Annotated in this window: 10 protein-coding genes; 9 read left to right on the top strand and 1 reads right to left on the bottom strand. The window is 61.3% G+C overall.

Translation table 11 applies throughout. From position 1 onward, the window contains the following. Positions 1 to 60 precede the first annotated feature (60 nt). Positions 61 to 771 (bottom strand): outer membrane protein OmpA, encoded by a 711-nt coding sequence (gene ompA / locus O0879_RS19700; protein ID WP_034782001.1) that lies wholly within the window; start codon positions 769 to 771, stop codon positions 61 to 63. A 656-nt stretch (positions 772 to 1,427) separates the two neighbouring features. Between ompA and gyrA the strand changes: the two genes are divergently transcribed. From gyrA to rpsA, 9 genes are all read left to right on the top strand, one after another. Next, complete coding sequence (gene gyrA, locus O0879_RS19705) at positions 1,428 to 4,112, top strand: DNA gyrase subunit A (RefSeq protein WP_251349945.1); 2,685 nt, start codon at positions 1,428 to 1,430, stop codon at positions 4,110 to 4,112. A gap of 107 nt (positions 4,113 to 4,219) precedes the next feature. Continuing rightward, entirely contained in the window at positions 4,220 to 4,804 is a 585-nt protein-coding gene (locus O0879_RS19710; RefSeq protein ID WP_251349946.1) for a DUF2059 domain-containing protein, read from the top strand. Positions 4,805 to 4,831: 27 nt separating this feature from the next. Beyond that, entirely contained in the window at positions 4,832 to 5,923 is a 1,092-nt protein-coding gene (serC, locus tag O0879_RS19715; RefSeq protein ID WP_289918306.1) for a 3-phosphoserine/phosphohydroxythreonine transaminase, read from the top strand. An 83-nt stretch (positions 5,924 to 6,006) separates the two neighbouring features. After that, entirely contained in the window at positions 6,007 to 7,077 is a 1,071-nt protein-coding gene (pheA, locus tag O0879_RS19720; protein WP_077400751.1) for a prephenate dehydratase, read from the top strand. Between the two features lie 44 nt (positions 7,078 to 7,121). Continuing rightward, positions 7,122 to 8,228, top strand: a complete 1,107-nt coding sequence (hisC, locus tag O0879_RS19725) for a histidinol-phosphate transaminase (RefSeq protein ID WP_251349948.1) — start codon at positions 7,122 to 7,124, stop codon at positions 8,226 to 8,228. Between the two features lie 4 nt (positions 8,229 to 8,232). Beyond that, positions 8,233 to 9,138: a prephenate dehydrogenase/arogenate dehydrogenase family protein gene (locus O0879_RS19730; RefSeq protein WP_289918307.1), complete on the top strand. Its 906-nt coding sequence runs from the start codon at positions 8,233 to 8,235 to the stop codon at positions 9,136 to 9,138. A 17-nt stretch (positions 9,139 to 9,155) separates the two neighbouring features. Then, positions 9,156 to 10,511: a 3-phosphoshikimate 1-carboxyvinyltransferase gene (aroA, locus tag O0879_RS19735; protein ID WP_289918308.1), complete on the top strand. Its 1,356-nt coding sequence runs from the start codon at positions 9,156 to 9,158 to the stop codon at positions 10,509 to 10,511. Between the two features lie 15 nt (positions 10,512 to 10,526). Further along, a complete protein-coding gene (cmk, locus tag O0879_RS19740) occupies positions 10,527 to 11,195 on the top strand; it encodes a (d)CMP kinase (RefSeq protein WP_099665145.1) in 669 nt (222 codons plus the stop codon). Between the two features lie 141 nt (positions 11,196 to 11,336). Further along, positions 11,337 to 13,049 (top strand): 30S ribosomal protein S1, encoded by a 1,713-nt coding sequence (gene rpsA, locus O0879_RS19745; protein WP_071650172.1) that lies wholly within the window; start codon positions 11,337 to 11,339, stop codon positions 13,047 to 13,049. The last annotated feature ends 9 nt before the right edge of the window (positions 13,050 to 13,058 follow it).

A 13,058-nucleotide genomic window follows, 5' to 3' on the forward strand; every position in this document is an offset into this window, starting at 1 on the left:
GGTTTTTCATGCTGTTCTTGACTTGCGCGATGACTTGCAGCAAGTCCAGGGGTTCAGCTATTACTTGTTGCGGGTACCAACAACTTCGATTTCCACGCGACGGTTTTTCGCACGGCCTTCGGCAGTTTTGTTATCAGCAACAGGTTGTTTCTCGCCTTTGCCTTCGGTGTACACGCGGTTGCTTTCAACGCCTTTGGTGACCAGGTAGGCTTTGACAGCATCAGCACGACGTACCGACAGTTTTTGGTTGTAAGCATCGGTGCCGACGGAGTCGGTGTGACCCACAGCGATGATGACTTCCAGGTTGATGCCGCCCAGTTGTGCGGACAGCTCGTCCAGCTTGGCTTTGCCTTCTGGCTTCAGCGTAGCTTTGTCGAAATCGAAGAATGCATCAGCAGCGAAGCTGACTTTTTCCGAGGTAGGAGCAACTACGACTGGTACTGGTACGACAACGACTGGTGCCGGTGCTGGTACGACTGGTGCTGGAGGAGCCACGCATTTGCCGTCTTGCAGGGTTTCTGGCTCTACGCACAGTGGCACGTCGCAACCTGGCACTGCGTCAGCAGGTGTCCAGTAGCCGGTACGCCAGCACAGGCCGAATGGGTCACGCACGATCACGCCGCGGGCATCTTGCACGTAAGCGCTTTTTGGGCTTGGTGCTTTGATGTCAGTGGTAACTGGCGCGAATGGTGGGGAGGTTGGGGTTTGGGCCGAAGCCGAGCCAGCAATCACTGCGGATGCAGCGAAAAACAGCGTTACAAATTTATTCATTCTTTTTTCCTTTCGGGGGGTGATATCCGCAGAACAACACTGCGCTACTGGTGCTACGTGCCAAGATTTTATCATGTAGACCATATGCGCTCGTTTCAGATTGCGAAACTAGCAATTAACTTCCCAGTCATTTTGCCACACGCATCAGGGGCGCACGACCGTGGTTAAATCAAAGCTTGCCCGATTTTAGACCGCGCGTTGTTTTTGCGCAACGAAAATGCCCATTTGTAACGCGTCTGTAACAATTGATCGCTTTTTTTGCCTCTTTTAAGGGCAGGTATCTTGAACTGGTATTGCCATTGTGCATTATCGAGAGGTCAGGCTGCACGGCTCCGGTGCAAACTGCCAATCTTGTTGGTATGGCCAATTTGTACAGGTAGCTGGGCGCGCATGCTAAAATCGTGCGCTTGACTGTTAAGAGTGTCGGGCAAATGCCCACGGCGGCACTGCATGGCCAGCTCGTACCACTGCGGTACACGTACTGGCCGTGCCGCCAGCCCGCCGATTTGTTCCGGCACTCTGCGACATGGAAGCCGGGCCGCGCCAGCAGCGCGCGGCGCGGCGTCCACGACGACAGCCACCCAGGATATGCAGTATTGCGTCATACATTGCGTAACAGATAAGTTAACCACAGCCTGAGATCAGTCGAACCGCCAATGGATCAATTCGCAAAAGAAACAATTCCTATTTCCCTCGAAGAAGAGATGCGCAAGAGCTACCTCGATTACGCCATGAGCGTGATCGTCGGTCGCGCCTTGCCCGATGCGCGCGATGGCTTGAAGCCAGTGCACCGCCGCGTCTTGTTCGCGATGCATGAAATGAACAACGTGTGGAACCGCCCTTACGTCAAGTGCGCCCGCGTGGTCGGCGAAACCATGGGTAAATACCATCCCCACGGCGATGCCTCGATCTACGACACGCTGGTGCGCATGGCGCAGGATTTCTCGCTGCGCTACATGCTCGTCGATGGCCAGGGCAACTTCGGTTCTGTCGACGGCGACGGCGCCGCGGCGATGCGTTACACCGAGTGCCGCCTGGACAAGATCGCCAGCGAACTGCTGGCCGATATCGACAAGGACACCGTCGACTTCCAGCCCAACTACGATGGCAAGGAAAAGGAACCGACGGTCTTGCCGACGCGTATCCCGAACCTGCTGATCAATGGCTCGTCCGGTATCGCGGTCGGCATGGCGACGAACATTCCGCCACACAACATTACCGAAGTCATCGACGGCGCGCTGCACGTGCTGCGCAACCCCGAGTGCACGATCGATGAATTGATCGAGCTGATTCCGGCGCCGGACTTCCCGACGGCCGGCATCATCTATGGCGTGTCCGGCGTGCGCGACGGCTACCGCACGGGCCGCGGCCGTGTCGTTATGCGCGCCAAGACCCACTTCGAAGAATACGGCAAGGATGGCGGCCGCATCGCCATCATCGTCGATGAGCTGCCATTCCAGGTCAACAAGAAATCCTTGCTGGAACGCATCGCTGAAAACGTGCGCGACAAGAAGCTCGACGGCATTTCCGACATCCGCGACGAATCCGACAAGTCGGGCATGCGCGTGGTGATCGAGCTGAAACGGGGCGAAGTGCCGGAAGTGGTGCTGAACAACCTGTACAAGCAGACCCAGTTGCAAGACACCTTCGGCATGAACATGGTGGCCCTGGTCGATGGCCAGCCGAAGCTGCTGAACCTCAAGCAGATGCTGCAATGCTTCCTGTCGCACCGCCGCGAAGTGGTGACGCGCCGCACCGTGTTCGAACTGCGCAAGGCGCGCGAACGCGGTCACGTATTGGAAGGCCTGGCTGTCGCGCTGGCCAACATCGATGACTTCATCGCCATCATCAAGGCCGCGCCGACGCCGCCGATCGCCAAGGTCGAACTGATGGCCAAGGCCTGGGATTCGTCCGTCGTGCGCGAAATGCTGGCCCGCACGGGCGACGGCTCGACGCCAGGCGGCATCGACGCCTACCGTCCGGAAAACCTGCCGAAGCACTATGGCATGCAGGGCGATGGCCTGTACAAGCTGTCGGACGACCAGGCGCAGGAAATTCTGCAAATGCGCCTGCAGCGCCTGACCGGCCTGGAACAGGACAAGATCGTCAACGAGTACAAGGACGTGATGGAACACATCGCCGACTTGCTCGACATCCTGGCCAAGCCGGAACGCGTCACCGTCATCATCACCGACGAAATGACGGCGGCGAAGAACGAATACGGCGCCGGCAACAAGGACGTGCGCCGCTCGCAGATCGAGTTGAATGCGACCGACCTGGAAACGGAAGATTTGATCACCCCGCAGGACATGGTCGTGACCCTGTCGCACACGGGCTACATGAAGGCCCAGCCGATCACCGAATACCGCGCGCAGAAGCGCGGCGGCCGCGGCAAGCAGGCCATGGCGACGAAAGAGGAAGACTGGATCGACCAGCTGTTCATCGCCAACACGCACGACTACATCCTGTGCTTCTCGGATCGTGGCCGCATGTACTGGCTGAAGGTGTGGGAAGTGCCGCAAGGCTCGCGCAATTCGCGCGGCAAGCCGATCGTCAACATGTTCCCGCTGCAGGACAACGAAAAGATCACCGTGATCCTGCCGCTGTCGGGCGAGAACCGCACGTTCCCGGAAGACCATTACGTGTTCATGTCGACCAGCCTCGGTACCGTCAAGAAGACGCCGCTGAAGGACTTCAGCAATCCACGCAAGGCCGGCATCATCGCGGTCGACCTGGACGACGGCGACTTCCTGATCGGCGCGGCGCTGACCGACGGCCAGCACGACGTGATGCTGTTCTCCGATTCGGGCAAGGCAGTGCGCTTCGACGAAAACGACGTGCGTCCGATGGGCCGTACGGCGCGCGGCGTGCGCGGCATGAACCTGGAAGAAGGCCAGCACGTGATCGCCCTGCTGGTGGCCGAGAACGAGCAGCAGTCGGTGCTGACGGCCACGGAAAACGGCTACGGCAAGCGTACGCCGATCACCGAGTACACGCGCCATGGCCGTGGCACGAAAGGCATGATCGCCATCCAGACCAGCGAGCGCAACGGTAAAGTGGTTGCCGCGACCCTGGTCGATACCAGCGATGAAATCATGCTGATCACCACCGGTGGCGTATTGATCCGCACCCGCGTGTCGGAAATCCGCGAGATGGGCCGCGCGACGCAGGGCGTGACCCTGATCGCCGTGGAAGACGGCACCAAGCTGTCCGGCCTGCAGCGCGTGGTGGAGACGGATATCGACGAAGTCGAGCTGACGACGGAGGCGGGCCAGGAGGCTGCGGCCGCGCCGGCAGCGGCTGAACCGGCCGATCCTGTCGACCCGGCGCAGCCGGAGTAAGATGATTGGGGCTCTTTCGGGAGCCCCAATTGCTGTTGGCGTGCCAGTTGCGGCGCCAGCCTGCGTACCCCCAGATAGTTCCCCGCTTTTGTAAAGTCCCGCATGCCATGAGAAAAATCGTCGCCACCTTCTTCGCCGCGTTTTCGCTGGCCTTCCTTGCGACCCTGCCGGCCCTGGCCCAGAGCACGCAAGCCACGCCCGCCCGCCAGGCGGCGCCCAGCCCCGCCATGAAGGTGGCCGTGCGGCGCATGCTCGACGCGATGCAGTTTCCGCAACTGACGCGCAACATCTTCGACCAGATGCTGCAATCGGTGCCGGCCATGATCCGCCAGTCGGCGCAGCAGCAAATCAGCAGCAACCCGAACCTGGACGAGCAGCGCAAGGCGCGCGCGCTGGCCAGCGCCGAGGAAGAAATCCCCCTGGCCATCGCCACCCTGACACAGGTGCTGGCCGATCCGACCCTGATCGACGAGCTGGCCGCCGAAATGGTTCCCCTGTACGCGCGCTTCTACACGGTGCCCGAAGTCGAGCAGCTGACGACCTTCTACAAGACGCCGCTGGGCCGCAAGATGCTGGCCACCATGCCGCAACTGTCTGCCGAATCGATGGCCATCAGCCAGCGCGTGCTGATCCCGCGCGTGAATGCGGTGCTGGACCAGGTCATGCGGGCGGCCACGCAGTCGCCCCAATAAGATTTCCATTTTGCCAAGGACCGTATCGTGACCCATATCTACAATTTTTCCGCCGGCCCCGCCGTCCTGCCCAAGGAAGTGCTGGCGCAAGCAGCTGCCGAGATGCAGGACTGGCATGGTAGTGGCATGTCGGTGATGGAAATGAGCCACCGTGGTCCCGAATTCATTTCCATCTACCAGCAGGCAGTGGCCGACCTGCGCGAGCTGCTGGCCGTGCCCGAGAACTACAAGATCCTGTTCCTGCAGGGCGGTGGCCTGGGCGAGAACGCCATCATTCCCATGAACCTGGTGGGCCTGGCCGCGCAGCAGCCGGCCACCGTGGACTTCGTGCACACGGGCTCGTGGTCCGGCAAGTCGATCCAGGAAGCGGCCAAGTACGCCAACGTCAACGTGGCCGCGTCGTCCAAGGCCGCCCGTTTCACGGGCGTGCCGCCGGTCGCCGAATGGCAGTTGACGCCAGGCGCCGCCTACCTGCACATCTGCACCAATGAAACCATCGACGGCGTGGAATTCCAGCAGGCGCCGAACGTGCCGTCCGGGACCACCATCGTGGCCGACATGTCGTCGCACATTTTGTCGCGTGTTATTGATGTATCGCAATATGGCGTCATCTTTGGCGGCGCGCAGAAAAATATCGGCCCGGCCGGCCTGACCCTGGTCATCGTGCGCGAAGACTTGCTGGGCAAGGCGCTGCCGATCTGCCCGTCGGCCTTCGACTGGAGCATCGTGGCCGAACATGAGTCGATGTACAACACGCCGCCTACCTACGGCATCTATATCGCCGGCCTGGTTTTCCAGTGGCTCAAACGCCAGGGTGGCGTTGCAGCCATGGAACAGCGTAATATTGAGAAAGCGGCGCTGCTGTACGCGGCGCTCGATGCGGACGACTTTTACCAGAACCGGGTCGCCCCAGAATATCGCTCGCGCATGACCATCCCGTTCTATCTGCGCGATGAAAGTCTGAACGACGCATTCCTGGCCGGCGCGAAACAGCGCGGCCTGCTGCAACTGAAGGGCCACAAGTCCGTCGGCGGCATGCGTGCATCGATTTATAACGCGATGCCGATCGAGGGCGTGCAAGCCCTGGTCAACTATTTGAACGAGTTTGCCGGACGCTGAGTCGCCTAGACGACCGCGCCGGCCCGCCGCCGGCGCAGGCCGCGCGGCCATGATTGAAGTACAGCTGACGAAACAAACCAACCATGACCGATAAATTGAAACCGCTGCGCGAACAGATCGATGCGATCGACGCGCAAATCCTCGAACTGCTGAACCGCCGCGCGCAAATCGCCCAGCAAGTGGGCCACGTGAAGGCTGAAACGCAGGCGCCCGTGTTCCGCCCCGAGCGCGAGGCGCAGGTGCTGCGCGGCGTGGCCGAACGCAATCCCGGCCCCATGGGCGACCGCGAAGTGCAGACCATCTTCCGCGAAATCATGTCGTCCTGCCGCTCGCTGGAAAAGCGGGTCACCGTGGCGTACCTTGGTCCGGCCGGCACTTTCAGCGAACAGGCCGTGTACCAGCAGTTCGGCAGCGCCGTGGAAGGCTTGCCATGCGCGTCCATCGACGAAGTATTCCGCTCCGCCGAGGCGGGAACGGCGGATTTCGGCGTGGTGCCGATTGAAAATTCCTCGGAAGGCGCCGTCAACCGCACCCTGGACATGATGCTGCAGACGAGTCTCATCATCAGCGGCGAGGTGGCGATCGCCGTGCACCACAGCCTGATGACGAAGAGCGGCAACATGGATGGCGTCACCGCCATCTGCGCCCATTCGCAGGCGCTGGCGCAGTGCCAGGTGTGGCTGAACCAGAATTACCCGCACATCGCGCGTCATGCCGTGGCCTCGAACGCCGAGGCGGCCCGCATGGCCGGCGAAGACGGCACGGTGGCGGCCATCGCCAGCGAATTGGCGGGCGCGCAGTACAAGCTGGGCGTGGTCAAGGGCCATATCCAGGACGACCCGCACAACCGCACGCGCTTTGCCGTCGTTGGCACCTTGCAGACGGCGCCGTCGGGCAAGGACCAGACGTCGCTGGTGCTGGCCGTGCCGAACAAGGCGGGCGCCGTGTACCAGTTGCTGGCGCCCCTGGCGAAACACGGCGTGTCGATGACGCGCTTCGAGTCGCGCCCGGCGCGCATGGGCAGCTGGGAGTATTATTTCTATGTCGACGTGGAGGGCCACGTGCACGACGCAGCCGTCGCCCAGGCGCTGGCCGAGCTGCAAAGCAATGCGGCGTTTTTCAAGGTGCTGGGGTCATATCCTGTCAGCCTGTGAAGCTGTAGCTATTCTTACAATCACCCACTTTTTTAAAGAACACCATGTCTAAAAATATCGGTCCAGAATACGTCCGCGCCATCGCCCCTTACCAGAGCGGCAAACCGATCGCGGAAGTCGCGCGCGAGTTCGGCCTCGACGAGGCAGCCATCGTCAAGCTGGCGTCGAATGAAAACCCGTACGGCATGCCGGAATCGGCCAAGCAGGCGATGATCGCCGCCATCGATGACCTGGGCCGCTACCCGGACGCCAACGGCTTCGACTTGAAAGCCGTGCTGTCGAAGCGCTATGACGTGCCGGCCGACTGGATCACCCTGGGCAACGGCAGCAACGACATCCTGGAAATCGCCGCGCACGCGTTTGTGCAGCATGGCGAATCCGTCGTGTACTCGCAGTATTCGTTCGCCGTGTACGCGCTGGCCACGCAAGGCCTGGGCGCGCGCCACATCGTCGTCCCGGCGCAAGCCTATGGCCATGACCTGGACGCCATGGCGGCGGCGATTGCCGACGACACGCGTCTGATTTTCATCGCCAACCCGAACAACCCGACCGGCACCTTCCTGACGGCGGCGCAGCTCGAAGCCTTCCTGCAGAAAGTGCCGGCGCATGTCGTCGTCGTGCTGGACGAGGCCTACAACGAATTCCTGTCGGCCGACGACCAGTACGAATCGACGGCGTGGGTGCGCCAGTATCCGAACCTTGTGGTCTCGCGCACTCTGTCGAAGGCGTATGGCCTGGCCGGCCTGCGCATCGGCTTCGCCATCGCCCAGCCGGTGCTGACGGACCTGATGAACCGCATCCGCCAGCCATTCAACGTCAATTCGCTGGCGCAAGCGGCCGCGATTGCCGCCCTGAACGACAAGGCCTTCCTCGAGCAAAGCGCGCGCAACAACGCGGCCGGCTACCAGCAGTTTACGGAAGCGTTTGCGCAACTGGGCCTGGAATACGTGCCGTCGCACGGCAATTTCGTGCTGGTGAAGGTGGGCGACGATGATGAAGCGGGCGCGCGCGTGAACCTGGCGCTGCTGAAACAGGGCGTGATCGTGCGCCCCGTGGGCAGCTATGGCTTGCCGCAATGGCTGCGCATTTCCATCGGCCTGCCGCAGGAAAACGCCATCTTCATCGCCGCGCTGACGAAAGCGCTGGCCTGACGCCATGACGACGCCTGCACTGAAGAAGGTCGTCATTTTTGGCATAGGCCTGATCGGCGGCTCGTTCGCGCGCGCCTTGAAACACGCGGGCGCGGTTCAAACCGTAGTCGGCATGGGCCGCTCGCCCGCCTCGATGGTGCGCGCGCTCGAACTGGGTATCATCGATGAAATCGGCGGCGACATGGCGCAAGCCTTGCATGGCGCCGACCTGGTGCTGCTGGCTGCGCCCGTGGCGCAGACGGGTCCCATCCTGGCATCCATCGCGCCGCACCTGCAGCCCGGCACCATCGTCACCGATGGGGGCAGCACGAAGAGCGACGTGGTGGCGGCCGCGCGCGCGGCGCTTGGCGGCAAGGTGGGCCAGTTCGTGCCCGGCCACCCGATCGCGGGGCGCGAGACGAATGGTCCCGACGCCGCCATCATTGATCTGTATCAAGGCAAGAAAGTGGTGCTCACGCCGCTGGCGGAAAACGCCGCGGACGACGTCGAGCGCGTGGCGGCCGCCTGGCGTGCCTGCGGCGCCATCCTGCACACGTTGACGCCCGAAGAACATGACAAGGTGTTTGCCGCCGTCAGCCATCTGCCGCATTTGCTGGCCTTTGCGCTGGTCGACGACATCGCCAACAAACCGCACGCGGGCCTGCTGTTTCAATACGCGGCCAGCGGCTTTCGCGACTTTACGCGCATCGCCGGCTCATCGCCGGAAATGTGGCGCGACATCAGCCTGGCCAACCAGCCGGCGCTGCTGCACGAACTGGACGCCTACCTGGCGCAGTTGACGACCTTGCGCGCCCACCTGGCCGCGCACGACGGCGCCGCCATCGAGGGCGTGTACGCGAACGCCCAGCACGCGCGGCAGCAATGGATCGAGGCGATCGAGACGGCGGAAACTCCCCCGCCCGCACAATAAATATCAAGGATTCCAGCATGACCCAGACCAAGCACTACCCCCACCATATCGACTTGAAACCGGTGATGCACGCCGAGGGCACGGTGCGCTTGCCCGGCTCGAAAAGCATTTCCAACCGCGTGCTGCTGCTGGCCGCGCTGGCCAAGGGCACGACGAAGATCGTCGACCTGCTCGCCTCCGACGACACCTTCGTCATGCTGACGGCCCTGACGTCGCTGGGCGTCAAATGGACGCAGGACGAGTTGCAGGGCGACCCGGCCACCGCGCACCAGATCCACCACGTGGAAGGCTGCGGCGGCGTGTTCCCGCACCACGAGGCTGACCTCTTCATGGGCAATGCGGGCACGGCGATCCGCCCGCTGACGGCGGCGCTGGCCGTCATCGGCGGCGACTACACCTTGCACGGCGTGTCGCGCATGCACGAGCGCCCGATCGGCGACCTGGTCGACGCGCTGAACGCCGTCGGCACGCAGATCGAATACACGGGCGAGCAGGGCTTCCCGCCGCTGCGCATCCGCCGCGGCCACATCCACGCGCAGCGCATCGCCGTGCGCGGCAACGTGTCGAGCCAGTTCCTGACGGCCCTCTTGATGGTGGCGCCGTTGATGGCGCGCGACCATGCCGTCACCATCGATGTCACGGGCGAGCTGATTTCGAAGCCGTACATCGAGATCACCCTGAACCTGATGCGCCGTTTCGGCGTGACGGTCGAACATGACGGCTGGCAGTCGTTCACCGTGCAGCCGGGCCAGCAATACCAAAGCCCGGGCACCATCCACGTGGAAGGCGACGCTTCGTCGGCCTCGTATTTCCTGGCGGCCGGCGCCATCGGCGGCGGTCCCGTGCGCGTGGAAGGCGTGGGGCGCGACAGCATCCAGGGCGACGTGCGCTTCGTCGAAGCCTTGCAGCAGATGGGCGCGACCATCACCATGGGCGAGAACTGGATCGAAGCCCGTTCCAACGGCGTCCTGAAAGCCGTCGACATGGACTTTAACCATATCCCCGACGCGGCCATGACGATCGCCGTGGCCGCCCTGTACGCGGATGGCACGTCCACCTTGCGCAATATCGCCAGCTGGCGCGTAAAAGAGACGGACCGCCTGGCCGCCATGGCAACGGAGTTGCGCAAGCTGGGCGCGGAAGTGGAAGAGGGCGCCGATTACCTGCGCGTGACGCCGCCGGCGCAGATTCATGCCGCCACCATCGACACGTATGACGACCACCGCATGGCCATGTGCTTTTCGCTGGCCTCGCTGGACGGCGCCGCGCGCCGCGGCAACGAGATGCGCATCAAGGACCCGAAATGCGTGGCCAAGACCTTCCCCGAGTATTTCGCCGCCTTCGCGGGGATTGCCAAAGACACTTTGATTTAATTGATTGCCAACACTATGCCGACCTCCAACATCCCAGTCATCGCCATCGACGGCCCCACCGCTTCCGGCAAGGGCACGGTGGCGCACCGCGTGGCAGACAAGCTGGGCTTTCATTACCTGGACTCGGGCGCGCTGTACCGCCTGACGGCCTTGAGCGCGCTGCGCCGCGGCACGGACTTGCGCGACGAGCACGCGCTGGCCAAGCTGGCCGAACACTTGCCCTGTCATTTTGCGGGCGGCGAGATCCTGCTGGCGCATGAAAATGTCACCGAGCAGATCCGCGCCGAAGAAGTGGGGAATACGGCGTCGAAAATTGCCGTATTGCCAACGGTTCGCCATGCCTTGGTCGGTTTGCAGCTGGGCTTTCGCAAGACGCCGGGCCTGGTGGCCGACGGACGCGACATGGGCACGGTGATCTTCCCGCATGCCCCATTGAAGGTGTTCCTGACCGCCAGCGTCGAGGCGCGCGCGCAACGGCGCTACAAGCAATTGATAGACAAGGGTTTTTCTGCTAATATGGAAGACCTTCTGATGGATTTGCAGGCGCGGGACGAACGTGATACTCACCGTGCGATTGCGCCGCTGGTCCCCGCGGAAGGGGCGCATGTCCTCGATACCTCGGCCATGACGGCAGATGATGCTGTTGAAACCGTGTTGAAATGGTATGCCGCAGTTGCAAAATAAGCAGCAAAATAGCGTGTATTGATGTGTAGTGCGTGCTATGTGGTGCCCGTTGACGGCTCCTGGCCTGTCCGGGTGTGTCAAAAACCTAACCCAGTTTAAGTCGCATCGTGCGATCTCTGCTGGATAACCTGTGTGAACCCTATGTCTACTGTTACAACTAACGAATCTACCGGTATGGAAAGTTTTGCTGCGCTCTTCGAGGAATCGTTGTCGCGTCAAGATATGCGCTCCGGCGAAGTTATTTCCGCTGAAGTCGTGCGCCTCGACCACAATTTCGTGATCGTGAACGCTGGCCTCAAATCCGAAGCATTCATCCCTGTCGAAGAATTCAAGAACGACCACGGCGAACTGGAAGTCAAAGTTGGTGACTTCGTTTCCGTGGCGATCGAATCGCTGGAAAACGGTTTCGGCGATACCATCCTGTCGCGCGACAAAGCCAAGCGTCTGGCTTCGTGGCTGGCTCTGGAAAAAGCGATGGAATCGGGCGAAATCGTCGTCGGTACCGTCAATGGTAAAGTCAAAGGCGGTCTGACCGTGTTGACCAACGGCATCCGCGCATTCCTGCCGGGCTCGCTGGTTGATACCCGTCCTGTCAAAGACACCACCCCATTCGAAGGCAAAACCCTCGAATTCAAAGTGATCAAGCTGGATCGCAAGCGTAACAACGTGGTTCTGTCCCGCCGCGCCGTCATCGAAGCTTCGATGGGCGAAGAGCGTCAGAAACTGATGGAAACGCTGAAAGAAGGCACGGTCGTGACCGGCGTCGTCAAAAATATCACCGACTACGGCGCGTTCGTGGATCTGGGCGGTATCGATGGCCTGCTGCACATCACCGACCTGGCATGGCGCCGTGTACGTCACCCGTCGGAAGTTCTGACGGTTGGCCAGGAAATCACCGCCAAAGTCCTGAAATACGATCAAGAGAAAAACCGTGTTTCGCTGGGCGTGAAACAACTGGGCGACGATCCTTGGACCGGTCTGTCCCGTCGTTACCCACAAAGCACCCGTCTGTTCGGTAAAGTAACGAACCTGACCGACTACGGCGCGTTCGTTGAAGTGGAGCAGGGTATCGAAGGTCTGGTACACGTTTCCGAAATGGACTGGACGAACAAAAACGTTGCTCCTAACAAAGTTGTCCAACTGGGCGACGAAGTAGAAGTGATGGTTCTGGAAATCGACGAAGAGCGTCGTCGTATTTCGCTGGGCATGAAACAGTGCAAAGCCAATCCATGGGACGACTTCGGTGTTACCCATAAGAAAGGTGACAAAGTCCGCGGCGCGATCAAATCGATCACCGACTTCGGCGTGTTCATCGGCCTGGCCGGCAACATCGACGGTCTGGTGCACCTGTCCGACCTGTCCTGGACCGAAACCGGCGAAGAAGCCGTGCGTCGCTTCAAGAAAGGTGACGAACTGGAAGCCATCGTTCTGGCCATCGACGTTGAGCGCGAGCGCGTTTCCCTGGGCGTCAAGCAACTGGAAGGTGACCCATTCAACAACTTCGCAGCCATGAACGACAAAGGCTCGCTGGTAACCGGTACCGTTAAATCGGTTGAGCCTAAAGGCGCCGTGATCCAACTGTCCGAAGAAGTTGAAGGCTACCTGCGCGCTTCCGAAATCTCGCGCGACCGCGTTGAAGATGCTGGTACGCACCTGAAAGTCGGCGACACCGTCGAAGCAATGGTTCTGAACATCGACCGTAAAGCCCGTGGTATCCAACTGTCGATCAAAGCGAAAGACAACGTTGAAACCCAGGAAGCCATGCAGAAGATGGCAGCTACCGACAACAACGCAGCTTCGGGCACCACCAGCCTGGGCGCCTTGTTGAAAGCTAAGTTCGATAACAAGAACTAAGACTGCGGA

Origin of the sequence: Janthinobacterium sp. SUN120 (assembly GCF_030397735.1) — a bacterium.
Taxonomy (GTDB): domain Bacteria; phylum Pseudomonadota; class Gammaproteobacteria; order Burkholderiales; family Burkholderiaceae_D; genus Janthinobacterium; species Janthinobacterium kumbetense.